Source organism: Ruminococcus sp. XPD3002 (assembly GCA_900119535.1).
Lineage (GTDB): Bacteria > Bacillota > Clostridia > Oscillospirales > Ruminococcaceae > Ruminococcus > Ruminococcus flavefaciens_H.
This window is the reverse complement of the sequence record FPJT01000005.1, coordinates 43,171-69,065: the sequence shown is the minus strand read 5'-3', so window position 1 is coordinate 69,065 and position 25,895 is coordinate 43,171. Positions and strand designations below refer to the sequence as shown.

Here is a 25,895-nt window from a genome sequence, read left to right as displayed (position 1 = left end):
AAAAAGAAAAATAATTAACTGACAATAAAGCGAAAAGGTTGTCAAGAGATGATTTTATTACAATTTGATTACAAAAAAGCGGCGTTTACATCTATATGATTTTACGGAGGAAAAAACATGTCAGATGATCGAAATAAAGATTTAATTAAAATTATTAGTTGCATTTTCGGGAAGAAGCATACTGGGATTAATAAGGAAAAGAAGCAGGTTATCATAGCTGGTGATAAGCGTGCGGATAAATGCTCGTTCCTGGGTACTGATAAGGAGCACTATATATGTCTTATAAAACTTACTTTTTTGATAGAAGAAACAACGTTTGTAGATAAAAATTTCAACATTTGTAAGGAGTTTGATAGAAATACCGCTATCGATAACGCTATAAAGTATCTTAAATCTTTAGGTATAGATATAAAATGTAATTTATACTGTAAAAGTGAAAGGAAGTTGTTAGCACGATTTATATATCAAATACTTGAAGAGATAATGACTGTAATGTTCTCTTTTGGAAAGGATTTTAATAAGGAACAGTATGAAAAAAATCTAAAGAGAATAAGCGAACGATATCACCGAGAAATAGTAAGTAATGGCATAATTTCATCGATATATAGAAATACAAAATGGAGTGATGTTGAATTATATAAGGAAAATGATAATTGCAATGAGTGCCTTTTAATAGATATCGGATCATATTGGAAAAGAATATTTTTTATTCCACATGTAAAAACTGGTATATATATATCTATCAATTCTGATGATAATACTATCTCTAATTCAAATCTTTCGATTTCACATGAATGTTCTAAACTATATATCCTGAATAATAAACCTATTATAGAAAGAAATACAGAATTCTGCTATTTGGATTTTTTTCATATTGATAATGAGTACTATGTACCAAACAAATTTTGTTACAGTACTAATGTGAATTCAACACAAATGAACATTTATTCAAATGAAGAAGTTCACAGAGGATTTCAAGAAATATATGATATAGGCAAGGAATATACTGATCAATCTCTTCATCGTGATACTATGGAGATAAAAAAAGTTATTGATTATCTGAAGAAAGAATATTGTTCTGACAAGAAAAAGCAATATGTGAATATACTATCAGTTTTATCCGAGATTATAAGTTCCTTGTTAAAAATCAATTATTTAACGTTTTATTCTGAAAAATACAAGTTTTCAAATACAGTGTTTAAAATAGGATTTGAACAACTAACCTATTTCTTCGAAGATAATAATATAAAATATTCTGAAAAAGAAGTCGGTGTTATTTTTAAATATTTGGTTTCTGAATGGATTAAGTCGTTTCCATGGTATTTAAAAAATTTTGATTTTAAAGAAATGTTTAAATATTATGAAACAAAAGAAGATAAGGAATATGCCAACAATATCGATCATTATAGAAAAACTATCTCTAAGTTTGATACATTTAATATATTTGATTCTGCATATGACCATTATAAGGATTTTTGTAATAAAAACGAAAAATTGATAGAGGCATTCAATAGCGCATTTAGAATTGACATTATAAAACCATATAGTCCGCTAGATGATCTTTTCGATAGTATAGATACCGATCAGTTTACCCAACTAAAAAAAGCAATAAAAGAGTTTCAAGAAAAACTTAATTGGAGAGTTCACTATTATTCACGTATTACCTTTACTGATGGACGATCTAAGTATACGTGTGTTGATAAGCATCTGGGATATGGACAAGTTGGAGAAAAAAAGAATATAATACATAAACAATATGAGCAATTCACCGTAGAAGGACCAGATTCTATTACATTAGGATTTGGCGAGAATATTGCTGAAATAAAATATATATTAAAACCAGAATATACATCAGAGCAACCTAATGAAAACACAAATCAGAATTATTCTGAAAGTGTAAATGCTGGATTAATTTTAAAAAAGAATCAAAAATACCATATTGAATTCGAAGCATCTGGTACGGACAATGCACCCTTCAGCTTTTTTATAATAAGAAGGACCAAGGATAAAGCATTTGAGATGGTATTTGACAAGGACGATATTGAACTTAGGCCGAAATTTAAAAAATATTCTTTTGATTTTACTTATAATGGAGAAACTGAAGATTTTTGTTATTTAGTGTATGGATACGGAAACATGAGAGGAGGATACAAAATACAGAATGTAAAAGTGTCAGAAATTGAATGAATTGAGTCCATGTGTCCACACTTTTCCTCAAATAAAAAGAAAAAACTCGCCCGTGAAGGGCGAGCTTATATGAAGATGATAGCTGGTCGGATAGTGTAGGAAAGTGAATTTCGATACACTCTGATTGACTGCTTTCTACTTATGTGCTATAATGCAGAGTAGTACAGGTAATAGCGGGGAGGTGCGCTGAGATGTTTATAAAACCAAAACGAGAGAAACCAAAAACGAAACACTCAAAGCAGAATATGTCCAAACCTCACCCTGAGTATCCAGAATACGTAAGGATCAAACAGATGGCGCAGATCACGCGGGATAAATTATCCCGCAACTATGTGATCGAGCATAAAAAGCTGGAATTCTTATCATGGAAATATGTGACCGAACACGGAAAAGAGTTTGGATATGAGCTCTGGTGGGATCCTTGTGACGGATGGTTTATATACGATGATGAGGAAGATGTGAATTATACCGGTCTGATGTATGAATTATATAAGGACTGTAGCCTGATGTATTATGCGTATATTCAAGACGGATTAGAGGATGGAGTAGAAGTCGATTTCTATCCGTCGGGCGAATTGAAAAGCTATAGTATATATCATAAAAGAAAAAACATTGAGATATATTATGAGTGGTACGAAGACGGAAAGATAGAAAAGCATTTTGACGGTAATCGGTGGTTTCACCTTGATGAAGAAGGATATATGTTAAAGAAGGTAGAACGGAAATAACGAAAGGAGTGTACTTTGAAACAGATTGAAAACACAGATGAAATACAGAAAGAATTCCTCCGGCAGCAGAATGAGCTGCATGACAAGATAGAACTGACTGACAAATTCGATATGACTAGCGTGAAGCTGGTTGCTGGCGTAGACCTTGCGTACTGGAATAAAGACGATGAAGAATATGCGGTCTGCTGTATCGTTGTTATTGATGCGGAGACCCATGAAGTCGTTGAGAAGCAGCATTACAGCGGAAAGATCGAAGTTCCGTATATGCCAGAATTTCTCGCATTCAGAGAGCTACCGCTCATACTGAAAACAGAGGAGTTACTTGAAAACAGTCCCGATATTTACGTTTTTGATGGCAACGGTTATCTGCACCCAAGGCACATGGGTATTGCAACTCATGCGAGCTTTTATCTGAACAAACCGACTATCGGTATCGCAAAGACATATTTCCGTGTGGATAAAAAGACGGATTATACCGAGCCAGAAAACGAAGCAGGTAGCTATACGGATATCATCATAGATGGTGAGGTCTACGGCAGAGCGCTGAGAACACACAAAGATGTGAAGCCAATTTTTATTTCTATCGGAAACTTCGTATCTATTGATACTGCCTGCGCTTTTGCAATGAAGCTGACCGATAAGGAGAGCCACATACCTCTCCCGACACGGTTGGCTGATCTGGAGACTCATATTGCAAGGGAAGCAGAGAGAAGCTGACAAGAAAAACATAAAGCTGAATAAACACTGAGCACTTGTCCACAAGGATAGGTGCTTTTTTACGTCTCATAAATGGCTATATTTCACGGAGTGTCCAAGTGTCCATACTTTTCCTCTAATAAAAAGAAAAACTCGCCCGTGAAGGGCGAGCCACTAATAATTATTTCAAGAAAGTGCGTAGATTTGCCATGTGCTCAGCTTGAAGCTGATCGGTGACATGAGCGTACAGATCAAGGCTTATCTGAATTGAGCTGTGTCCGAGTAACCTACTGAGTGTTTTTATATCCATACCGCTTTCCAGACTGCGAGTAGCAAATGTATGTCTAATACCATGAAAATTTATAACACGAATATTATGACGTATCAGTAGATTCTTGAATAGGTCACCGAAGTTACTCGGATCTATAGGGAGGCCATTGGGTGTAATGAATACAAGTCCCAGATCAGGAAGTCCGTTTTCTTTTATCATCTGAGCTTGCTCCTCACGATATGCTGAAAGTTTTTCGGCAATCTCTGGCAGTAGCGGTATAGTGCGGATAGAGTAAGTGGTTTTAGGTGTGCCTATTTTAAGAATTGTCTTAAACTGTCCATTTCTGTCTGGGTTTTTGATGCGGTTAAGGCTCTGAGTAATACGGATGTAGCTTTCGCCGTTAAGATCAATATGTACATTTTTCCAGGGTAGTCCCAGCAGTTCTCCCTTGCGTAAGCCTGTATATAGGTCAAGCAATACCGCCATTCCTATGCGTTCACCATCTAGATGCTTTTGTAGTTCTTTTTGCTCTTCAACAGTAAAATATAGACGTTCTATTTTTACTGACCTTGGTGGAGATACGAGATCAGCGATATTTTTCGAAATATAGCCAAGTTTATACGCTCTATCAAGCCCTGTATGAATCATCGCATGTAAGTTCCGCATAGTTTTTGGGCTCAATCCACCTTTTCCATCAAGACGACCGTTCTTAAATTTTTCCTGATAGAATGACTGTAATCGCAATGGAGTTAGTTCGCATAGTTTGACGTTACCGATAGTAGGTTTAATATGCTTTTCAATATATGTTTCATAGTTAATAAGACTGGAAGGCTTTAATGATCCTTCACAGTAAGTATCATACCATATTCGCATCCATTCATAAAAAGTTGTCTTACAAGGTTCAGTGTAGGTATAATCACGAAGATCAGCCAGAGTTTTATTGACCTTTTCTGTTACTTCGTGTTTGGTTTTACCATAGAAATATTTTCGTTTAGGAACTCCGTGGTCGCAGTATAGAGTCACAACTCCACGCCAGCGACCATTCTTATCCTTGTAGATACTTCCTTCGCCGTTACCGTTTTTTACCATCTGTAGTCACCTCTCTGGATATAGGTGGAAGTTTATTATAAAGCCTGTAGTAGCATGACCGGGAGATACCAAGCTCCCGCATAGCTTCTACAGGCTTTTTCTTTCCGCAACGGACTTCCGCCAGTACCTCACGCCAGTTATCAGGCAAAGGCTTTGACGGTCGCCCGAAGCGGACATTTTTCTTCTTAGCAGCTTCGATGCCTTCACGCTGGCGTGCTCGTATTTTATTACGCTCATTCTCGGCTATAGCGCCGAGGACTTCAATAAGAATAGCGTTTATCATTTCCAGCACCCATGCCTGCTCCGGCGGAAAGTCTGTAAGCGTTGTCGGTATATCAAGTATCTTCACCCTGACTCCCATTTCCTTGAACTGTTCAAGCTCTCGCTTGATATCAACCTTGTTTCTGCTGAGCCTGTCCAGTTCCTTGATAACAAGTGTATCGCCCTTGCGGAGTATCTGACGTTTGAGGTATTGATAACCCTCACGCTCCGTATCATTACCCGAAGCCTTGTCAATTATAATGTTCTGCTCAGGCACTCCGAACTTAGTTAGAGCTTCAAGCTGTCTATCCTCGTTCTGACCGTTGGTTGATACTCGAGCATATCCGTAGATTCGGTTATCCATAATGCTCCTTTCTGTCCCAAAAAGTGGTGGCGACTTTCGGAACGTCTAAAAAGTCAGAACACCACTTTTTGAAACGCTTTATTTACTGTTTTTCAGCTGTGTCATAAAGTATACTTTTTGAGACTCAGAATGCGCCACAGTAGCTCTCGTAGACATCTTCACCGCACATGAACTTAACATCACGAAGTGTCTCATTGAGCAGATCATGGTCTGCAAGCATCTCTTCAATCTCATCGCAGGTATATCCGTATTCAAGCAGAAGTTCTACATCTGAACTATCCACTCCGTAGCACCCACAATACGCAAGCAAAAGTTCCTCATGAACGCTGTAGTATTCTGCTTCCCAGTCGTGCCAGCCACCATATCTGGCACGGAACATCCGTGGCTCGAACTCTGACCTTTCGATGACGCCGTTCTTGTCAATACGGAGTATGTCGCCTTCATCAGTCTGTACACGCTCGTATGCGAATTTGTGAAGTCCCACACGCTTCAAGGCATTCTTCATTATCGACTCTGTGGAAGCATAGACGTATAGTCCAAATGCAGGAAAGTGGAGCAGGCACATGGGATTTGAACCCTTGATGATATAAAGACTGTTGTTCTGGTCGAGAACAGAGAAAGTGAAGTTGCCCTCCACTGTTTCCGCCATATCTTTGAGTGACTCAAAGTCTAGCTTATCACTCTGCTGGAGGAGCTGGACTGCAACGTATGAATCTGTTTCGATGTGGGTGTCGGGAAGCTGCTTATCTTTCCGCAGCTCTTTGTCATTCCACAGCACTCCATTGTGCGCAAAAGCAAATGCCGTTTCCCCGGCAAGACCGGGGAACGGATGATTGTTGTAATTGTGCTTTTCGTCGCCCTGTGTGGTCATTCGTGTGTGTCCCATGACCGCCACAGTTCTCTCAGGTATGCTGAAATGCAGCTTGTGAGCTGGCTTGGGACGCTTGAAAATAACTACATCTTTGCCATGAACGTAGCTGATACCTGCTGCATCGGTTCCTCTCTCCTCAGCAGCGTTTGCAAGTGCCTGAGTGAGCTTCTTTTTGATCCTGTAGGGAACAATTCCCTGATAGTCTAACCAGCCAAATAATGAACACATATTTCATTCCTCCTTATTTTTCGCTAGTGTCTTCATCTTTGTTTATGAACTCCTCCAGCTTTGATAGAGCGTAGCTGCCGACTATTACGGCAACATACTTCAATATTTCAAGCAAATGATTGTTTTTCAGAAACGGTGAAGGAGCTCGTCGTATCCTTCGCATCATCGTATACTTTCTCATTTTTGACCTCCTCAGATATCATCACTGGTGTTGACTGCATCGTTGACATAGAGTTGACGTTCTTTCAGGTACTGTATCAGCTCAGGTTCCTTGATACCCGCAACAAAGTTGCTCCATGATATTTTAGCAATCCCGTCATCGGAGCTGTATACTGCCACATCACATATCATGTTCACTAACTGGAGAGCAGCAATAAAGGTGTTATATTTGAGCGTACCACGAAACATTCTGAACTCTATGGTTGCGTAGTTCATAAGATTGACAGCAGCATACCTGCCGTTGTTTCCTTTTTTAGCTTTGTCAAGAATTGCCTTCGGTGAATGCTCATAACCATAGCGAGCTGCCCAGCGATTCATGCTGTACTCGGAGCGACGAGAGAATTTCAGCAACTCATTCCAATGATGTTCCACAAAGTACAGAATACGACTAATAACCTCGTCCTGCTCCTCCCGTGTCTCTCCAAGACTGTCTCTGTTGACATGGATATGAAGTCCGCAGGTTGAAGTCTGATGCGAACGATATCCCAGTGATATAGCCTTTTTCATTATCTCTTCCCACTGATAATTCTTGTGATATTCAAGGGACATTGGATGCGTTACCAGTTCCATTCCGTCATCTAGCGAACCATCTCCCTTTATGTAGATATGCTCATTTTCCTTGTTTGCAATTGAAAGAATCTCATCGGCGTTGTAGCTGTCCTTACCTGCTCCGTCAATTTCAAGCTCTACGCCGAAATATCGTGAACTATCTCCATAGAAAATAGGTTCAGGCTTGTAACCATAATCGTGGATACTTTTGTTACGATCGACCTCGTCATGGTAACACTCGCTACAGTAGTCATATCCGTCAAGATGATAAGCATCATCTTCGTGGAGAAGCGCATCACAGCAGCTACATCTTGTGTAATGGTTTTCGTAGCAATGACGGCAGAGAGTAGTATATTCATCACCATAGGAATCATCAGTCCAAATTACAGATCCGCACCTTTCGCAAGTCGTGGTGTGGTGCTCATAACAATCAGTGCAGACGATTTCTCCATTCACTTCTTCATAGTCATCGCCTTCGATAAGTGCTCCGCAGTGAGAGCAGTAAAGTTTATTTTCTTCCATTTTTAGACCTCCATAAAATAGTGAAGCCGTCCCGAAGGACGGCTGTTGTGTTAATACTCATTTTTCGCTGCCTATAAGTCCGACAGCTATTCTTGCTCCAAGTTTCAGACCGGAACGAATTCCCGCATTGAATGCAGCTGATGTTAGTCTACCTGCGATATCGTCAAGCTCCGCAGACTTCTCAGCTGACAGACCTTCTGAAAACTCATGCAGCAATGCAGTTGATTTCAGATAATTGCTGTCATTACAAAGCTGAGAATCCAGCGTCAGAGCGAACTTCTCTGCAAGCTCGTCAAGTATATCCATAGTTATCACCTCCCGAAAACAGTTATAACAGAAAATCCGCTCCCGAAGGAGCGGCATAAATGTTCAGTATTCACTTGCAAGCAACATGGTGCTGTGGTCGCCGTTGTCGATTATGTATAGTTTTTCCGTGATAGGACTATCAGATGGGAGCAGGTATACTCTGCGGTATTCCGGTTCTTCTGACCTGTGAGTTATTGACTGCATACAGCCGACCTGCTCTAAATCGAATACCTGCAAATAGTCCTTCGGAGCGGGCATACGCTCTACACATTCCCATAGAAACAGCTGTATTTAAAGTGGTATTGCCGCATCAACTCCACAGGTCAGATAGCGGTTATTTTCTGGCATTTTTGATCCTCCTTTACATTATTCTCGAATACCTTTGCTATGTATTCAGATTAATAATATATATATGAAAGATCAAAAAATCCGGAAATACAGTCGATCACGTCCAAAAGCTTTTTTTGAAATAATCGATTACGTAGTAATCATATATATATGAAATTTTGAAATTCTCGGAAAAGCCTCGAATCTGGTTGTTAAGTGCTTGAATAATAGAGGAATATATGGTATGATTTCATATAGACAATCAAATTTTTCATGATTCCGCATTATTATGCCGCCCATTACGGGCGGCTAAGCGATATAAAAATAAAAAGCAGTGATATTTTAATACCACTGCCTGAGAAAAGAGAAAGAAAAATGATAATAAACACAGGTATGCGGACTGATATCCCCGCATTTTACTCTGACTGGTTCATGAACAGGATACGCGAAGGCTATGTGCTTGTGCGAAACCCATACCGTCAGGACTGGATTACACGATATGAGCTTGATCCCGATGTCGTGGACTGTATAGCCTTCTGTACCAAGAATCCTGCTCCGATGCTGAAGCATATTGACGAGCTGAAACGCTTTCATCAATACTGGTTCGTTACGATAACTCCCTACGGAAAGGACATTGAACCGAATGTTCCGCCGAAGGAGCAGGTCATGCAGGACTTTATAAACATTGTCTAAGGCTGTCGGAGTCAATTGTATCGGCTGGAGATACGATCCGATATTCATCGACGGTATATATACTCTGAAACGCCACATATCAGACTTCGAGACAATGTGCAAAACTCTTTCAGGTTATACAGAAGTGTGCGTTATCAGTTTTATTGATCTCTATGAGAAAGTCATTCGTAACTTCCCACAGGCAAAAACAGTAACTCCACAGGAGCGTATCACCATAGGCAAGACCTTTGCTGAGATTGGCAGACGTTACGGCATAACGATAAAAGCCTGCGCGGAGGGAAAGGACCTTGCACCATACGGCGTTGACTGTAACGGCTGCATGACTCAGGAGACTTTTGAAGCGGCTATTGGCAGTTCTCTTGATGTTCCAAAGAAAAAATCGCAGCGAGCGGAATGCAGCTGCGTTCTCGGTACTGATATCGGAGCTTATGATACCTGCGATCACCTCTGCCATTACTGCTACGCTAATTCCAACAGAGAGAACGTAAGACGGAATATTCGTCTGTACGATCCTAACTCTCCGTTCCTTGTCGGAACGCTCCATGTAGGTGAAACTATCCATTCAGCGGAACAGGTCAGCTGGATAGATAATCAGCTTTCGTTTTTCTGAATATGCTTCTATCCTCTCGCTTGGTCGGGAGGATATTTTTTGTCTGAGTTTGTACTATGCAGTAAGAATGTATGACAAATGTACTTTATTACCTGCAATTATTTTATTATAAATATTCTAATTATTCTAAATTATTTAATTTTAAATTAAATATATTTATTATTCTATACACGCACATGCGCGTATAAATATAACCTAAAGAAACTATTCTTTTGAGCAGAAATGTGGATGTTGTGGGTACAATGTTTCGATACTTCTTCACCATTTGACATCATTCTTGAATTTAAATTAACTGGAGGTTAAACTCATGAAAAATGGAACAAGTCCAAAGACTCTGAGGATTCCGAACGATACGATCGCTGAAATCGAGGAAACGGCTAAGGCTAAGAAAACGACATTCTCGAAAGAAGCAAATCGCAGGCTTCAAAACAAGGGTAGTGATGATAAGAATTATCCGTTACTACTTGCTAAAACGCAAACTATCATCAACCTCAGCTTAGAAGGTGCAGAAACCGGAAACGTTGAAATGGTAAAGAAAGCTCGGGAGGAAGCAAGAAAGTTATGGAAAAGAAAATTGATATCATCAAAGTAATCACTCACGCAGATGGCGGTGAGGATTATGCTAAGAATGCGACAAAGTATCCATCGAACGAATACTGCGTAGGCTTGAGAGGATATGGTGTGGACTGTTATGATCCGGAAACAGCAAAGGAACAGTTTGAGTCTTTGGCTAAATATCATGGAAATGACGGTAAGAATCAGTTTATTCACTTCATGATGTCTTTCCTGACAGAGACAGCTCCTGATGCTGAAACGTCAATGGAGATAATCGATCAGGTCATGGAACCACTCAAAGAAGAACATCTGATTCTGATAGGAAATCACAAAAAGCACACAGAAAGTTCTGATTATCATGGACATGCTTTTGTGGGTACAACAAACCTTGAAACCGGTAAAATGCTTCATCCAACTAACAAACTCAACTACGCTATTGCTCAGGGAATGGCTGATGTCCTACAGAAGCCGGTTGAACTCGTTATCGAAAAGAAGAATAAAACTCCTGAGTCTGACTCTTCTCGAACTCAGACGAGTACATCTGCCAACGGTGATAACAACAAAAACAAAGACTTCAAGAGAGTCTTCTATCCGAATAAAAACACTGAGGGTTGAACCTAACGCTGCATAAACCAACTATTGCTCCAATTAACTCAACTATGAGAACAGCTTTCAAGATCATGTATCTTCCCGGCCTTTGTGCCGGGGAGCTGTTCTGATATATTTCAAACATATACACCTTAAACAGTCAAAAATCAAGTTCTCCCCGTTATGAGGAGACCGGATGTATAGATAATTGGGTAAATAAAGAGTCTGTTGGTAAGTACTATAAATTGTTATCCATGACACATATACTGACTTAATTGGAACGCCATAAGTTTCAATTTTGTAGAATTTGTTTTCATATCATTGATAAGATTAGCGTCATCTTCAATCTTTCCACATTCTATGATATTTGATGCGATGTCTATGTAAAACGTACATAAGTCATAGTATTCACGTAACGATTCATTATTAAACGTATATAGGTTATGGTCATCAATGATATTCGTCAGTTCATTCATTATTACTGCAACCTGTTTGAAGGTTTCACATACTGGTGCTTCTGTTATATCGACATTCTTTGCTAAACTCGTTATCTTCCTAATTTTTGTAAACGCTACGATATACTTCTTAAAACGGTCTATAGCATCGTTAAATTTATCAAGTGCGGCGCAATAAGTTTTGTTTAATTGCATTAAGTGTAAAAGTGGATAATCCTCTGTAGAGTGTGCCTTCAGATATCTTATGAATATATTTAGGTAATCAGTACCTTCTTTACAAATCTTCACGGGATTGTTACGATGAATCCAACAAGACGTAGGAGCTTTAGCATAGAATTCATCGACAAATTTCTCAAATAAGTCGATGACAGAAGTCCACTCCTCTATGAATAAGGAAAACGTCTGAACGAATTTATCTTTGGATACATTTTCATCAAGCTCAAGAAGAGTTCCTTTCTGGATCGAATTGTAATCTTCTTCTTCGAGGACGAATTCCCCGAGGTATTCTGAAATGATGAAATGAGGCTTTGATAATAATTCATTAATGGTCATATATGACTCCTCCTTTCTGAAAAATGTTCACCTGTTGTAAAGTCGTTGACAGTTTAATAGCTTTCTTTGTGAGCTCTTCTTTACTGCCATATTCCTCATTATCAATAAAGAACTGATAGTTTTCTTTGAAGAGACGCAGTAATTGAGTTGAGGCATCAATATATAATTGAAGTTCTTCCTGAGTAAATGTGTCAAGAGTGTATTCGTCGATAATATTTGCATACGCAGACAGCATTTTTATTATATGCTCCGGAGTGATATTCTCCTCCTGTTTACTTGTTATATCCCTGATTATTTCTAGATACGTATTAAACCTCTCGGACAGTTCATTACATCTCTTTGAAAGATTTCTCAAATTACTACTTATATCGGAATAATGAGATAACTTTGCATAGCTTTTAATTTTGGCTTTATTATCTAACATATATTCCCATGCTGTTTTTGACATCGTTGAAATCTTAATGAAGATTTCGTTGGATTTTTCGATATTATGGATTCGCTTAAAAAAGCACATCCAGATTTTATTGATTTCCTTTTCAAACATGGAAATACAGAGATCTGCTTCCGGAATGTACTGCTTTTCCAGAACCTCAAAGAACTGATCCGGATCCTGATTTGTGTCGATTTCCAGAAGAACGCCCTTCTGGATAGAGTTATACTCCTCTTCCGAAAGCAGATTTTTGGCAGATATTTCGGATATGTCAAAATGTGGCTTTGATAATAGATCCTTAATCTTATTTGTATCCATAATTAAATTCTCCTTTCTGATATACGCTTTAGAGATATCATGATCATCTGATATGTAATTATATTCCAACATCCAGTATCATTTTCATCTAAGCACAGAATGCAGTAGATCTGTTAAAGGTCTCTACATAATTGCAATTGAAGCTATGATGCTTTTTTGAAGTTTTCATTAATTGAATCCATACAACTCACCCTTTCACTTGCTTCTGGAATGTCGTTCTATGTTTATCTTCTGCTTATATTATACAGCATTTCAAGAATAACTTGGTCGCCGTAAAGGCGACATTTTTTCCTCTTAACAAAAAAAGAACTCCCATCACTGGGAGTTCCTTATAAGTTCTAAGCCTTCTTCATCGGGTTTGGGTGTGATGGAGTATACACATGTTTCATCACCAATACGTGAACATGTACATGTGTATTTTCCGATTTCGATATCTACAAAGGCATCCGCTAAGCAGTAGGGATAATCTCTCTTTTCTTCATTTGTAAGAATTCTCATAAAGGAACTCCTTTCATATGCATGCGAAAAACGAAAATGTACCGGTGAGACTTAGCGATCAATCTTCATACCTTTGCTTGAAATATTGACAGGTATAAGTTGAAAAAGTTTCTATTCCGCTGCCTTTTTTAAAACAGGAATGTTTCTCGTTGTTGTCAGCGGTGAATAACATACCGCCGCGAACTATTCCGATAGTGGTACTGCCGATCGCACCATTCCAGTGTTTGCAGAGCAGGCAGCATTTCTGAGTGCGGGAGAATTGTATATTTGCCATTCCGCTTACCTCACTTCTTGGTTATATTCCTGAAAGGGTCGGTCTTTTCTCCGCTCGCAATGCAATCCGGACAAGGACTTGTCACGCATTTTATCATTCCCAGTTTGTAGGGACACTCCTTGCATTTGCGCATATGTTTTGGTATCTTCACCTTGGTCATTTCACTCACCTCTCTGAAGACTGTCATTTTACCTTCTTCTTCCAGTTCCTTTCTATCGGAACACAACCTCTCACTGATGAAGTTACAGCAGACATCGCATCATATACAGAGGCTGTTCCGCATGCAGAAGCTGTATAATTGACAGCTCTGTCCTCAGATATTCCGATATCGGCAGCAGCGGAAACAGCATCAATATTAGCGCCTATGAAAATGAACTCCCAGCCAATCTCTTTCTTGGCTTCTATCATTTTCCTGACCTTTTTCAGATCATATTTGTGGCTTGCATTTTCCATGCCGTCGGTAGTGATGCAGAAAAGGGTGTGTTCCGGAACGTCCTCTTTACGGGCATATTTGTGAATATTCTCGATGTGATGTATCGCACCGCCTATAGCATCAAGAAGAGCAGTACATCCACGCGGGAAATATTCTTTGTCGGTCATCTTGGGTACCTCCGCAAGATCTATTCTGTCATGAAGGACTTCGCTCTCATTATCGAAAATAACCGTAGAAACATAGCATTTCCCATCAAGCTTTTTCTGCTTTTCGATCATTGAATTGAAGCCTCCGATAGTATCGCTTTCAAGTCCTGCCATTGAACCTGAACGATCGAGTATAAGCACGAGTTCTGTAATATTGTTTTTCATAATGATTCCTCCTTGAAATTGGCTATCTGTTTTCTTCTGTGATCATATGATACCATATTTCAAGAGGTAAGTGGTCGCTTTCAAAGCGACATTTTATGAACCTATCAGAACCTGATCAAACTGGAACAGAGCTTCATTTATCTCATTGATGTTATAATTACCGCTCTCAATAAAATACCGGACAATTATATCAAATTTACTTGAATTTGACAATCCGAAGCCTGCCTTTAAAAGCATCTCTTTTGTTTCTTCAATATCTAGTTCAAGGGCGATAGCGAATGCAACAGCAGTGACCTTTTTGGGGTGATAATCCTTGTCTGAGCGTATTTTTGAGAACAACTTCCGGTCGATATTCGCCTTTTTATAGCAATCCACATCTTTCATTCCTTTTTCGTCTATCTTTCTGAGAAGCATTTCAGTAAAGCTCTCATCTATCATTTTCAGCTTTTCTTCCAGACTTTCAGAGCAGGCATATTCAAGAACAGGTAAATCTGAATGAACTGAATGAGCTGTTTTTCTGCTTTTAGAAGTCTTCTTTTTGAATGGACGAAGGACGTCATTTAAATCTCCGGGAGTACCTGCAGCTGCTGTATACGCCCAGGTTCTTGATTCATCATAGTAATTATCATCAATAAACGCCTGGATATCTTTCAGCTTCTTCCTTCCGATATCAAACGACTCCCGGTCGAAGATCACGATAGTTATGTCCATATCATGAGTCTTTAGAAACTCCGAACAACTGTCCACAGCGATTTTCAAAGCCTGCTCCTTAGGATATCCATAGGCTCCCGATGATATAAGGGGGAATGCGATACTTTCAAACTTGTTCTCCGCTGCGATAATAAGGCACTCTTTATAACAGCTTCGGAGCAGCTTAGGCTCATTGTTCTTTCCGCCGTTCCAGACAGGTCCGACGGTATGTATGATGTGTCCGGCAGGAAGCTTATAGCCCTTGGTCATTTTTGCTTTTCCGACTTCGCAGCCGCCGAGTTTTCTGCATTCATCCAGCAGCTTTGGACCTGCAGCACGGTGGATTGCGCCGTCAACTCCGCCTCCTCCAAGAAGGAAGGTATTCGCAGCGTTGACTATTGCATCGACCTTCAGCTTTGTTATATCATCACGAATAAACTTCAACGGCATAATATCGCTCCTAACTATGTTTTTTCATATTATAACACGGCTGATGTCGGATTGCAATAGAGATATTTTTGCGTTTTATTTCAGATAAGTCCATTTTTTGAAATTATTACAGCCATAATCGGGTAAAGTATTATTCTTTCTCATTACACAGAAAGCCTGAGAACCGTTTTTGCTTGTTGCAGCAGTTCCACCATATGTGATATCACGTTCGCCTTTCCAGTGTTCACATCCAACGCAATGTTTTTCATTATGATTTGGAAAAGATGTTATTATACCGACTGCTCCTCGAAATGCCATATGGATCCCTCCTTTAATTCATTTCCAACTGTTTGTTTTTATTCTTGTTGAAGAACGGCAGATGAATCTTTTTAGTCATAAATCCTTTTACGGAGTTAGCTACTGATTTTAAAACGGTTTTTAATTTTGGCTCGTCTTCTGTTTTGGTAAATAGTCCATTTATTGCACCGGCAATTACAGCCCCTTTAACTCCGAAGATGTACCCAACGCTTTCAACCACTTCCTCCTTGATGACTTTTTTATTCTGCTCCCATACCGCAGCAGCGGTAGATACAACTGTATTTTTGATCTTTGACAATGCCTGAATTATGGTAGTTTTTCCTTTGATTACTTCTTTAAACACCCTTGCTTCTTCAACGGCTTTGTGTGCAATTGTAGCAAGTGCTCCGAAAGTTGTAGGAGGGATAATCCCGGATTCCTCTGCAATAACAAGTCCGGCAGAAACAGCAGCCTTTACGCCGTTACCAGCAACATCTATCACCGTATCTATAATAAATTCCTTGTCGCTGATTACTGCTCCTATACCTTCTTCAGAGGCTTTCATATAAACATCAGCAGCAATCTCTCTGAAGCCGGTTTTAACAATTTCACCTACTGTTTCTTTGGCTGTGTCTTTCAGCTTGAAGTTGTTCCAGTTGTTGTCGTTCCATTCTTCGGCGTCCTGTGTATCGATCTCTTCAACGCTTGTTTCCTCAATATCGATCACATTTTCATACTCGGCGTTCGCCTTATTTATTCCATTAAAGAATACCGCAAGATCTCGTGCCTTTTCGCTGTTTGAGCTGCTATCCGCTACAACTTCATTTGCAAACCAGGTTTCAGCCGATTGACCATTCACCATAGCTGCTTCCATAGAAGCCTTTTTCGCCTCAATAAGGTCGAGAGTGCCAAGTATCTCGCCAGATATGCTTTTGATTGCATCGACCGATTTTTCGGGCAGTTTCTCGCCTAAATATCCCTGCAACCATTCGGCAGGAGTTTTCTCTTCTGCTTTAGACGTATAATCAGATACTGCATCTCGCAGGATCTCTGTTAGTTTTGATTTGTTTATCATTTTTCTCCTCCCAAATCATAATCTTTAAGAACTAAAATAGGATATTCTTTTGTTTATATAGTCACATTCCATTGTTCTAGCTGAAGTATAGCAAGTCCATTTCCTTGTTTAGCAGCTAATTTGTACCATGCAATAGCGAGAGACTTATCGCGAACAACACCATATCCATATTGAAACATCCTACCAAGATTAGCTTGTCCCCAATCATCTCCCTGCTCAGCAGCTTTTTTATACCACTCAACAGCATTTGCATAATCATTTTCTACCCCTAAATCACAATAGTTCATCAAGTCTATTCTGTGCATCTACATCACCTTGCTCTGCTGCTTTACGAAACCACTTGACTGCTTCTGCGTAATCCTCCTTGACACCTCTTCCATAATAATACATCTGACCAAGAATGTACTGTGCACATGAATACCCTTGAGCTGCTGATTTTCTATACCACTCAATCGCCTCTGCACAGTCTTCTGTCACGCCTTTTCCGGTATCAAACATCCAACCAAGACTGTACTGTGCGTATGCATTACCTAGCTCTGCTGCTTTACGATACAGCTTGGCTGCTTCTGCGTAATCCTCTTGGACACCTTGTCCATAATAATACATATCACCTAGGAAGCTCTGAGCAACAGGATTTCCAAGTTCAGCTGCGAGCAAAAAATAATCATAAGCATCTTTATATTCTTTTCCTGCATATAAACTTTTGGCAATTTCTAACGACGAATCAATATCCTTTAAAATTCGTGCTTTGAAAAATAATTCCAAATCTTCATCGGCGAAAATAAAATTGATATTTTCAAATTCAAGCCGAAAGATCTCACACATTGGACCAGCACTACTATCAATATGTAATGTCGCACCTTTACCTATAAACTTACAATCATATAGTGAAATACCAATATCTGCTGGAAGAGGACTGCCGTCTTTTTTCACTATCTTCCCATCACTTATCTCAAACGGGAACTCAAATTCGTTGTCTATAAGGTAGATCTCTTTTATACCTTTTTCGATGATCTGTATAATATCATCTTCATTAAAAGCAACAGCATCAATATTGTTCAGCAGCTCCGGCTCAGGATATTTTTCGAGAAGCTGCTTTCTTTTTTCGTTATATCGGTTTATTTCATGAACATCGACATTGACAGCTTGTTCCTGAGCTTCAACTCCAAGAATACTGCATATCTTAGTTACAAGCTCAGAGTCATTTGGATCAAGCTCGCTAACTTGCTGAGCTTCATCATCAAAGTATCTGTCTCGCAGCCAAGTCTGTAATCTGCCATCGGCAAAATAGCCAAGAACACTTTCAAGATCGAAATGCTCTCGAAGTTCCTCGATACTTCTTGCATCGTATCCATCTTTCATTTTCAACGGAAATTTTATTTTTCTTGCCATAATAATCACCTTTTGTTTTATTAAACGCCTTTGACACTCAGAATAATCCCTTGAATTTGTCAAAAAGAGACTTTTTTTGCCCCAAACCCAACTCTCTAAAAACTTCTGATGCTTTGTTTAGACGGTAAGACGAAACAGTCGACCATTGAGGCGAAGGACGATTCAAATCATGTTCGCTGAAATGATCTGGTAATGTTATATCGGTTAAATTATCGCATCCGCTAAATGCAAAATAACCTATCTCTGTAACACTTTCAGGAATAACGACTTTTGAAAGATTTGTACAATCAGAAAATGCGAGATTTCCAATACGTTCAACACCCTCTTGAATTATAACGCTCTTTAAAGAAGAACATCCTGAAAAAGCGTCCTCTCCAATCTCTCCAACATTTTTGGGAATTGTTATATCAGTTAAGCTTGTACATTCTTTAAATGCTTCATTTCCGATAATCACAATATTTTCAGTAAGTGTTATGTCAGCCAAACTCTTACAGCCTTCAAATGCATGCCATCCAATGTGTGTAACACTTTCTGGAATTGTTATTTTGGTTAATCCTACACAGCCTTCAAATGCATATTCTTTAATAATTTTAATACTATTTGGAATAGTGACATTTTTCAAGCTTCCACAGCCTCGAAAAGCATCGTGTTCAATAATAGGTCTTTCTATTAGTCTCGGCATTATAATCACCTTCCTAAATCATTCGTTTATTAGTTAATCAGTAACTTTTATAACATTATCTTTGACATAAACATTAGTCAAACTTTCACATTCACAAAATGCAGCGTGATCAATATGTGTAATACTGTTTGAGATAGTTACATCTATTAGGTTTTTGCAGTAAGCAAATGCATAGCTTCCAATCCTTTTAACACTATCTGGAACAAAGATTTTTATTAGTTCCACACACTCTTCAAAGGCATTATCTTCAATTCTTTCAACACCATAGGGGATAACACAAACTCCATTTGAATCTGGCTTACCTTTATAGAGAACCCCGTCTTCGATTTCATATTCACCGACAGGGGTAAGATAACGAGTTTGAAAAGCACCTTCTTCAAATTCCACATTTCTGAATGATATGCCATTTTCCTCAAAATCCTCAGAATATTTACTTTTATCTATAATGACCAAAGGCTTATTAATGCCAATATAACTGATATTTTCCTTTCCAAACGGGATCTCAAACTTATCACCATACAGATAAACTTTCTCAGGTGATTCATCAAGAATGTCAAACAGCTCGTCCTGATCCATAGCTACACGATCAATATTATCGAGTATTTCTCTATTATCGGTAACACCGCTGATTATCTGAAATTTTTCTCTGCGCATTGCGATGAGCTCCACATCTGTTTCGTCAGCCTCTGCTTCGTACTCAACTTCAAGTATCTCGCAGAGCTTTGCATTTAGGTCTGGCATATCTGCCGACAAAGCAGCTACAGCCTCAGCCTTTTCATCATAATAACGATCGGAAAGCCATGTGGCGAGCCTACCATCTGTGAAATATCCAAGAACTGATTCAAGATCAAAGTTTTCCTTGAGTTCGTCCAGTGTACGGACATCTGTTCCGTTTTTCATCTTTAATGGAAATCTGATTTTTTTTACCATAATAGACACTCCTTACTATATAATGCTACTGATACTCCGGCGCCTGCCGGAGTATCGCATTGATTCTTTTATTTAGAAGCACTCTTGAAATGTCTGTTTTCGTATTCCTTTGAGAGGTTAGTAAGCGACTCCTTCATTATCTCTGAAAGCGAATGCGTGTTTTCGATAGCCCGTTGGATATGCTCTGTTGTAAGAGCACTGCTGCCGTCCACGAAGGCGTTTTCGACTGCATCAATGACTACACCCTCAACGTCAGCTCCGCTGTATCCCTCTGTTTTTGATACCAGACTACTTATGTCAATTGATGACAAGTCATTCCTACGGCGTTTTTTGATATGTATCTCAAATATCTTCTTGCGCTCATCAGGATTTGGAAGACCAACATAGAATATTTCATCGAATCTTCCTTTACGCATAAGCTCCGGCGGCAGTTTGGTTATATCGTTTGCAGTTGCCACAACGAAAGTGGAGCTGGTTTTCTCCTGCATCCATGTCAGGAAAGTACCAAACAAACGAACTGTGACTTCATTTCCAGTACCGTTGACGCCTGCAAACGCCTTTTCAAGCTCATCTATCCAGAGTATACAAGGTGATATGGCCTCAGCAAGAGTTATTGCCTTACGCATATTCTCCTCAGATTCACCAACATACTTGCCCATGATCTTTCCCATATCGAGACGAAGCAGCGGTACTGCAAACATCTGAGCTGTAACCTTTGCGCAGAGAGATTTGCCACAGCCGGGAACACCGGCAATAAGAACTCCTTTTGGCATATTCACTCCGAACTCAATGGCCTTATTTATCGACTTAAATACTTTTGATTTTTTATCAAGCCAAAGTTTAAGATTTTCAAGTCCGCCTATATCTTCCGGACGTTCTTTCAGTGGTATCATTTCGAGGATACCTGATTTCATTATCATCTGCTGCTTCTGATCGAAGATAAGCTTCAAGTCGCTGCGAGTGAACATACCATCATCTGCAAGAGCAGCAGCCAAAAGATTATCTATCTCAAATTCTGTGAGTCCTTTAAATGCCATTGACATTTCTTCAAGGAGAGCATCTGCTATGGACACTTCCTGCTCCTTGGCAAACGCAATTATCTGCTCCTTAATTTCATTTTGATCAGGATAATCCATTTCAAGTATTGTAATAAACTTTTCGAGTTCTTTGGGGAATTTTAATATAGATGAAACTATTATAACAGCTGCATCAAGTCCATTTGATATTTTTATAGCTATTGCTTTTAAGCAATTTATAACAGTTGGATCATCAAAGTAAAGGTGAGCATCTTTTAATACTAAAAATTTGCGTTCCAGCTCATTATCAGCACATAGTAGTTTTAATGTTTCTGCAAGTCCCTTATCAGCAATCATGCTCTGCTTTGTTTTGAATTCACAAAATCCGTCTGCACCATTCCACTCATAGCCTTTTCTTCCGCCCATTACTGATGAGATGATACCATCAACTTTTGTCTCCTCGAAAGAATTGATGTATATTATTGGGAAGCCAGAATCAACATAAGAACTCAGCTCTTTATCTATTTTCATTTTTATCCTCCTTTGATGACATAACACTGCAAAAATGTTATAATTGTTTTAAAGCTGCCGCAAATTTCTACAATTTACGGCGGACTCAATATATACTTTGTATGTTATATTTTACCACAATTTTGCGTTAATTTCAATTGAATATGATAAATTTTAACAATCGTTATTATAAAATCAGCAGATTACACAAGGCTCAAAGACTCGTTTTGTATATATTTACTGCTCATTTATCGTCAGGATTTTGGTCAAGGAAGAAGGAGAAGCATGGCACGGAGAGGAGAAAATATTTATCACCGCAAGGACGGACGCTGGGAGGGGCGATATAAGTCGGGATACGATGAAAGCGGGAAGGCTAAATATTGCTCTGTATACGGTCACTCCTATACGGAAGTTAGAGATAAACTTGCTCCATTGAAAACAAGACCTCCAGCTCCTCCTGTTACTTGTCAGATGACGGTAAAAGAGCTTTTCTCCGAGTGGATGTTGGCGATAAAGCTCCGTGTGAAGACATCTACCTTTGCCAATTATCTGATGAAAGTTGAGAAGCATATTCTTCCTGTGTTTGGCGGTATACGGTATGATATGCTGACGGTGCAAATGCTTAATAACTTCATTCAAGAAAAGCTGGATTCGGGGTTATCAGCAAAATATGTTTCCGACATTGTAATTGTCTTTAAGTCTATGGCTAAGTATACCGCTAAGATTCATGGATTTCGCAATATACTGGCAGATGTTGAACTCCCAAAGGTGCACAGAAGTGAAGCTGTACTCCTTACACGAAATCAACAGTTGCACCTGTGCAGATATCTCCAAAGAAATCCGTGTACGACTTCGCTTTGCGTGCTCCTGAGCCTTTATACAGGACTTCGTGTCGGTGAGGTCTGTGGTCTGATGTGGAGAGATATAGACTTTGAAAAGAGCATTTTAACCGTCAGACGTACAGTGCAGCGGATACGTAACAGCACACACGAAACTCGACTTATAGCTGATACGCCGAAAAGCCGCACTTCACGGCGATCTATCCCTATACCAAAATTTCTTATAAAACTGCTGCGGGATTCCCGCAGCAATGAAAATTGTTATATTCTCTCCGGCTCTGAACATATTATTGAGCCTCGCACATTGCAGCGGCGCTTCAAATCCATTCTGAAAAAAGCTGATTTGCCGTCAGTCAGCTACCATAGCCTCCGCCACGCATTTGCCACTAACTGCCTGCAAGCCGGGTTCGATGTGAAGACGCTTTCCGAAATACTCGGTCACGCAAGCGTTGAAACTACGCTGAATCGATATGTTCATACTTCTATGGAGCGGAAGATAGCGTGTATGGCACTGCTTGAATCAAAAGTGTATTCGCCGTCAGAAATATCGTCAGATAATACCCATAATGTGCCTATAATCCTTAATCTATGATGCCTGTGACAGTAAGTGTAGAAATTTGCGGCATTTTTATTATATCACAGCTTTGATATGCTCATAAATATGACCATATACTATTATAGTCTAAAATACGACTATTTTCAAGTAGTCGAGCATAAATTATAATAGTATTGGTGATATTTTTATGATAACTTACAAACCGCTTTGGGATACAATGAAGAAAAAAGGCGTTTCCACCTATACTCTTATCAACAAGCACAACATCAGCAGCAGTACCATACATCGTCTTAGACATGATCAGGGCGTTACTACTCAGCTGATAGACGACCTGTGCCAAATACTTGACTGCAAAGTTGAGGACATTATAAAATACGAACCGTCTGACGAAGGCTGATGAAAGCCATCGACAGACGGTTTATGGTTATTATATGTATTTGTGCCGCCTACGGGCGGCACTGCTGTTTCTAGCGTGCTTTTATTCAACTTGAAACTTCTCTTGTTATGTGGGAAATGTCTGTTCTATATTGACTTTTACGTTTGTATATGATACAATCGATATGTAAAAATCAAAATTTGTATGTTTTTGAGTTTGGCTTGGGGTGACACTTAGATGAATACTCAATGCATAATTGATTATGAGCTTCAGATAATAACAACGACAACTGTCATAAGGAGCTGGGATATATGTCAAGGAAAACGCTAAAAGCTTTGTTCCATATGGGAACAAAAGAGTATAAGACAGAATATGAAAGCAGGTATAACGCTGCTGATACTATTCATCTGTCTGTAAACATAGGAGAGAATGCCGCTTTTATCTGTCAGACTCCGGATATATATAAGCAAATAATCGCAATAGAGCGTATGGACAAGGCTGTTGACGCTGTTGCGAACACGCTTCCTAAGCTTGCGATATCTCAGTTCACTTCCAAGTGCCTTATAGACGAAATACTTCTCACAAACAACATCGAGGGAGTTCACAGTACCCGGAAAGAGATTGGTGAGATACTTCAGGATCTGTCAACTCATGATAAACGTAACCGTTTCGTTGGACTGGTGGCTAAATATGCAGCTATAGAAGATGATAACACAATGCCGTTTAAGACCTGTCAGGATATACGCAAGGTCTATGATGATATCTTCTATGAAGAAATAAAGGCTACTGATCCTGAGAATCTGCCTGATGGTGAATTGTTCCGTAAATCCGGCGTTGAAGTGCAATCGGCAACTCAGAAAGTTATTCACAAAGGTTTATCACCAGAAAACAAGATAATCGATACCATGAACCAGAGCCTTGCAGTGTTGAACGATGATGATATCGATATCTTCATCAGGATAGCTGTATTCCACTATCTGTTCGGATATATACATCCATTCTACGATGGAAATGGAAGAACGAGCCGATTTATCAGCAGCTACCTGTTATCGCGTCAGCTTAACCCCTTGATAGGATACCGACTGTCTTATACAGTAAAAGAAAACATCTCCAAATACTATAAGGCTTTTGAAGTATGCAACGATGCACACAACAAAGCTGAACTTACGCCGTTTGTGGAGATGTTCCTGAATATACTGGAGATATCGCTGCAGCAGTTGCTGGAAACTCTTGAAGAAAAGAAGTATAAATGGGAATACTACTGTCAACGTGTCGGTAGCTTACCTAATGCTGAAAAGAACGATATTGCTCATTTGTACGAACTCCTGATACAGGCAGCGTTATTCTCAAATATCGGTATCTCCCGTGAGGAGCTTCTTAATGAACTGAAACTGTCAGAGAATACATTACGGAGCAGATTAAGGCTTATTCCTGAAATTCTGCTCATTGAGAATCGTCAGAAAGGCAGGAAGTATTATCTTCTTGATCTTGATGAAGCAGATAAACTTTTTGATGTGTAATAATGATTGTGCCGCCATTAATGGCGGCACTTCGTTTATACAGTTATTGTCTTAAGTCAACTCGCATACAAATGGTTCGATGTATTTTCTTATGAAATCAGCTCTGTCCATTACAGTAGACTTGAAATAGGATGCTACCGCAATAACGATATTCTTTTCGGGATTGATATAAATTACGTTTCCGCTGTTTCCGAGAGCTGCGTATATTTTCTTTTCACGGTCCAATATCCACCACAGATAGCCATATTCCATGCCCTGCCAATTCTGGCTTTCAATAGCTCTGGGATGTGTCATTTCTTCAATCCAGTTTGCTGAGATTATTCGCTTCCCGTTGTAAACGCCTTTATTCAGGCATAGCAGACCTATCTTAGCCATATCCTCCGCCGACATACAAAGTCCATATCCCGGAGTTCCAAGACCGTCGGTATCGCTGAACCAGACGTTTCCTTTAGGAGTTTTCTCTATCGTAAACTGCTTATGTTCTTCGGCTGTTTCAGCATAATAGTTTGTGTGCGTCGTGATACCGAGCGGCTCAAAAAGATATTTGTTTGCGTAATCCACAGTCTTCATATTGGTTGCCTTGTATAATATTCCCGTCAGAATATGCAGACACACCGTCTTATAGTTGAACTCGTCTGTCAGCTCGTTCCTTCCGCCAAGAAAGTCAAGAGAAGCGTATGTCCAGTTATCACTTGAACACACCTTTGACCACGGATCGCCCTTGCCTTTATAAGGCGCTCTCATTGTCAGCAGATGCTTGATAGTAACATCGTATATGGTCTTTTCGCCACGTTTGACTTTATAATCAGGAAAATAATCAATAACTTTATCGTCAACACTGCCTATCTGTCCCTTATCTATGGCAATACCTATAAGCAGCGACATAACGCTTTTTGTTGCGGACATTATGTGTACGCAGTCGTTTTTCTTGTAATCATGCCATGTGTCACTGTATACCATCTGCCCGTCTTTGTAAGCGCAAATCTGGCAGATGTTGCTCTCATTGCCCTTGCTTTCCTCAATATATCTATGAAGTTCGTCTTTTGTCATAATATACCTCCGTATTGATAGAGTCTGTATATTCGATCGAAGTTTCATACAGTATCTTTATTGTAGCAATATCATTTTTAATTGTCAATACTTTTTTCTAAAGGAGTATGAACCTAATACATGAATCATCATATGGAG

31 protein-coding genes are annotated in these 25,895 nt (G+C 39.3%); 10 read left to right on the top strand and 21 right to left on the bottom strand.

Features of this window, described 5'->3' with window-relative positions; genetic code table 11:
- Nucleotides 1-117: 117 nt before the first annotated feature.
- The 3 genes from BT127_RS05950 to BT127_RS05940 all read left to right on the top strand — a co-directional run bounded on the left by BT127_RS05950 (nucleotide 118) and on the right by BT127_RS05940 (nucleotide 3,632).
- Nucleotides 118-2,187, top strand: coding sequence for a hypothetical protein (locus tag BT127_RS05950; protein WP_075424113.1), 2,070 nt, complete (start codon nucleotides 118-120; stop codon nucleotides 2,185-2,187).
- A gap of 191 nt (nucleotides 2,188-2,378) precedes the next feature.
- A complete protein-coding gene (locus tag BT127_RS05945) occupies nucleotides 2,379-2,915 on the top strand; it encodes a hypothetical protein (protein WP_075424112.1) in 537 nt (178 codons plus the stop codon).
- A gap of 15 nt (nucleotides 2,916-2,930) precedes the next feature.
- Complete coding sequence (locus BT127_RS05940) at nucleotides 2,931-3,632, top strand: endonuclease V (protein WP_075424111.1); 702 nt, start codon at nucleotides 2,931-2,933, stop codon at nucleotides 3,630-3,632.
- Nucleotides 3,633-3,792: 160 nt separating this feature from the next.
- On the opposite strand, the gene BT127_RS05935 is transcribed toward BT127_RS05940, so the two are convergent.
- The 7 genes from BT127_RS05935 to BT127_RS05910 form a co-directional block, all read right to left on the bottom strand.
- Nucleotides 3,793-4,971 carry a site-specific integrase gene (locus tag BT127_RS05935; protein WP_075424110.1) on the bottom strand — a complete coding sequence of 393 codons (1,179 nt, stop codon included), beginning with the start codon at nucleotides 4,969-4,971 and terminating at the stop codon, nucleotides 3,793-3,795.
- Nucleotides 4,955-5,596 carry a recombinase family protein gene (locus BT127_RS05930; protein ID WP_075424109.1) on the bottom strand — a complete coding sequence of 214 codons (642 nt, stop codon included), beginning with the start codon at nucleotides 5,594-5,596 and terminating at the stop codon, nucleotides 4,955-4,957. The genes BT127_RS05935 and BT127_RS05930 overlap by 17 nt, the downstream gene beginning before the upstream one ends.
- A 124-nt stretch (nucleotides 5,597-5,720) precedes the next feature.
- The gene (locus tag BT127_RS05925) at nucleotides 5,721-6,695 is read right to left on the bottom strand and encodes a class II glutamine amidotransferase (RefSeq protein ID WP_075424108.1); all 975 of its coding nucleotides are present in this window, start codon (nucleotides 6,693-6,695) and stop codon (nucleotides 5,721-5,723) included.
- A gap of 13 nt (nucleotides 6,696-6,708) precedes the next feature.
- Complete coding sequence (locus tag BT127_RS16735; RefSeq protein ID WP_175541919.1) at nucleotides 6,709-6,876, bottom strand: hypothetical protein; 168 nt, start codon at nucleotides 6,874-6,876, stop codon at nucleotides 6,709-6,711.
- An 11-nt stretch (nucleotides 6,877-6,887) separates the two neighbouring features.
- Nucleotides 6,888-7,985 carry an amidoligase family protein gene (locus BT127_RS05920; protein WP_075424107.1) on the bottom strand — a complete coding sequence of 366 codons (1,098 nt, stop codon included), beginning with the start codon at nucleotides 7,983-7,985 and terminating at the stop codon, nucleotides 6,888-6,890.
- Between the two features lie 57 nt (nucleotides 7,986-8,042).
- Nucleotides 8,043-8,291 carry a hypothetical protein gene (locus tag BT127_RS05915; protein WP_075424106.1) on the bottom strand — a complete coding sequence of 83 codons (249 nt, stop codon included), beginning with the start codon at nucleotides 8,289-8,291 and terminating at the stop codon, nucleotides 8,043-8,045.
- Nucleotides 8,292-8,354: 63 nt separating this feature from the next.
- Nucleotides 8,355-8,576, bottom strand: a complete 222-nt coding sequence (locus BT127_RS05910) for a DUF960 family protein (RefSeq protein ID WP_318257180.1) — start codon at nucleotides 8,574-8,576, stop codon at nucleotides 8,355-8,357.
- Nucleotides 8,577-8,993: 417 nt separating this feature from the next.
- Here BT127_RS05910 and BT127_RS17155 point away from each other — a divergent pair, with 417 nt between their 5' ends.
- From BT127_RS17155 to BT127_RS05895, 4 genes are all read left to right on the top strand, one after another.
- Nucleotides 8,994-9,311, top strand: coding sequence for a DUF1848 family protein (locus BT127_RS17155; RefSeq protein WP_318257174.1), 318 nt, complete (start codon nucleotides 8,994-8,996; stop codon nucleotides 9,309-9,311).
- Nucleotides 9,304-9,921 (top strand): DUF1848 family protein, encoded by a 618-nt coding sequence (locus tag BT127_RS05905; protein ID WP_318257173.1) that lies wholly within the window; start codon nucleotides 9,304-9,306, stop codon nucleotides 9,919-9,921. The genes BT127_RS17155 and BT127_RS05905 overlap by 8 nt, the downstream gene beginning before the upstream one ends.
- Before the next feature lie 307 nt (nucleotides 9,922-10,228).
- Complete coding sequence (locus BT127_RS05900; protein ID WP_075424105.1) at nucleotides 10,229-10,513, top strand: hypothetical protein; 285 nt, start codon at nucleotides 10,229-10,231, stop codon at nucleotides 10,511-10,513.
- Complete coding sequence (locus tag BT127_RS05895; RefSeq protein ID WP_075424104.1) at nucleotides 10,483-11,091, top strand: relaxase/mobilization nuclease domain-containing protein; 609 nt, start codon at nucleotides 10,483-10,485, stop codon at nucleotides 11,089-11,091. The genes BT127_RS05900 and BT127_RS05895 overlap by 31 nt, the downstream gene beginning before the upstream one ends.
- A gap of 221 nt (nucleotides 11,092-11,312) precedes the next feature.
- Here BT127_RS05895 and BT127_RS05890 read toward each other — a convergent pair whose 3' ends face one another.
- The 13 genes from BT127_RS05890 to BT127_RS05830 form a co-directional block, all read right to left on the bottom strand.
- Nucleotides 11,313-12,071 (bottom strand): hypothetical protein, encoded by a 759-nt coding sequence (locus tag BT127_RS05890; protein WP_075424103.1) that lies wholly within the window; start codon nucleotides 12,069-12,071, stop codon nucleotides 11,313-11,315.
- Entirely contained in the window at nucleotides 12,061-12,819 is a 759-nt protein-coding gene (locus BT127_RS05885) for a hypothetical protein (RefSeq protein WP_075424102.1), read from the bottom strand. Before BT127_RS05885 ends, BT127_RS05890 begins: the two co-directional genes overlap by 11 nt.
- Nucleotides 12,820-13,134: 315 nt before the next feature.
- Nucleotides 13,135-13,317 (bottom strand): hypothetical protein, encoded by a 183-nt coding sequence (locus BT127_RS05880; protein WP_075424101.1) that lies wholly within the window; start codon nucleotides 13,315-13,317, stop codon nucleotides 13,135-13,137.
- 58 nt (nucleotides 13,318-13,375) lie between these two features.
- Nucleotides 13,376-13,591 (bottom strand): hypothetical protein, encoded by a 216-nt coding sequence (locus BT127_RS05875; protein ID WP_075424100.1) that lies wholly within the window; start codon nucleotides 13,589-13,591, stop codon nucleotides 13,376-13,378.
- A gap of 183 nt (nucleotides 13,592-13,774) precedes the next feature.
- A complete protein-coding gene (locus tag BT127_RS05870; RefSeq protein ID WP_075424099.1) occupies nucleotides 13,775-14,395 on the bottom strand; it encodes a vWA domain-containing protein in 621 nt (206 codons plus the stop codon).
- A 93-nt stretch (nucleotides 14,396-14,488) separates the two neighbouring features.
- Nucleotides 14,489-15,535 carry an O-acetyl-ADP-ribose deacetylase gene (locus BT127_RS05865; protein ID WP_075424098.1) on the bottom strand — a complete coding sequence of 349 codons (1,047 nt, stop codon included), beginning with the start codon at nucleotides 15,533-15,535 and terminating at the stop codon, nucleotides 14,489-14,491.
- A 75-nt stretch (nucleotides 15,536-15,610) separates the two neighbouring features.
- Nucleotides 15,611-15,832 carry a hypothetical protein gene (locus BT127_RS05860; protein WP_075424097.1) on the bottom strand — a complete coding sequence of 74 codons (222 nt, stop codon included), beginning with the start codon at nucleotides 15,830-15,832 and terminating at the stop codon, nucleotides 15,611-15,613.
- Between the two features lie 13 nt (nucleotides 15,833-15,845).
- The gene (locus tag BT127_RS05855; protein WP_075424096.1) at nucleotides 15,846-16,886 is read right to left on the bottom strand and encodes a hypothetical protein; all 1,041 of its coding nucleotides are present in this window, start codon (nucleotides 16,884-16,886) and stop codon (nucleotides 15,846-15,848) included.
- A 53-nt stretch (nucleotides 16,887-16,939) separates the two neighbouring features.
- Nucleotides 16,940-17,173, bottom strand: a complete 234-nt coding sequence (locus BT127_RS05850; RefSeq protein WP_175541918.1) for a tetratricopeptide repeat protein — start codon at nucleotides 17,171-17,173, stop codon at nucleotides 16,940-16,942.
- Entirely contained in the window at nucleotides 17,160-18,278 is a 1,119-nt protein-coding gene (locus BT127_RS05845) for a tetratricopeptide repeat protein (protein ID WP_075424094.1), read from the bottom strand. Before BT127_RS05845 ends, BT127_RS05850 begins: the two co-directional genes overlap by 14 nt.
- Nucleotides 18,279-18,315: 37 nt before the next feature.
- Nucleotides 18,316-18,960, bottom strand: a complete 645-nt coding sequence (locus tag BT127_RS05840) for a leucine-rich repeat domain-containing protein (protein WP_075424093.1) — start codon at nucleotides 18,958-18,960, stop codon at nucleotides 18,316-18,318.
- A gap of 33 nt (nucleotides 18,961-18,993) precedes the next feature.
- Complete coding sequence (locus tag BT127_RS05835) at nucleotides 18,994-19,890, bottom strand: leucine-rich repeat domain-containing protein (protein ID WP_075424092.1); 897 nt, start codon at nucleotides 19,888-19,890, stop codon at nucleotides 18,994-18,996.
- A gap of 68 nt (nucleotides 19,891-19,958) precedes the next feature.
- The gene (locus BT127_RS05830) at nucleotides 19,959-21,437 is read right to left on the bottom strand and encodes an AAA family ATPase (protein ID WP_075424091.1); all 1,479 of its coding nucleotides are present in this window, start codon (nucleotides 21,435-21,437) and stop codon (nucleotides 19,959-19,961) included.
- 264 nt (nucleotides 21,438-21,701) lie between these two features.
- Between BT127_RS05830 and BT127_RS05825 the strand changes: the two genes are divergently transcribed.
- The 3 genes from BT127_RS05825 (at nucleotide 21,702) to BT127_RS05815 (ending at nucleotide 24,707) form a co-directional block, all read left to right on the top strand.
- Nucleotides 21,702-22,847, top strand: coding sequence for a tyrosine-type recombinase/integrase (locus tag BT127_RS05825; protein WP_075424090.1), 1,146 nt, complete (start codon nucleotides 21,702-21,704; stop codon nucleotides 22,845-22,847).
- Between the two features lie 151 nt (nucleotides 22,848-22,998).
- Entirely contained in the window at nucleotides 22,999-23,208 is a 210-nt protein-coding gene (locus tag BT127_RS05820) for a helix-turn-helix domain-containing protein (RefSeq protein ID WP_075424089.1), read from the top strand.
- A 290-nt stretch (nucleotides 23,209-23,498) separates the two neighbouring features.
- Nucleotides 23,499-24,707 carry a Fic family protein gene (locus BT127_RS05815; RefSeq protein WP_075424088.1) on the top strand — a complete coding sequence of 403 codons (1,209 nt, stop codon included), beginning with the start codon at nucleotides 23,499-23,501 and terminating at the stop codon, nucleotides 24,705-24,707.
- A gap of 51 nt (nucleotides 24,708-24,758) precedes the next feature.
- On the opposite strand, the gene BT127_RS05810 is transcribed toward BT127_RS05815, so the two are convergent.
- Entirely contained in the window at nucleotides 24,759-25,757 is a 999-nt protein-coding gene (locus tag BT127_RS05810) for a serine hydrolase domain-containing protein (protein ID WP_075424087.1), read from the bottom strand.
- Nucleotides 25,758-25,895: the final 138 nt, after the last annotated feature.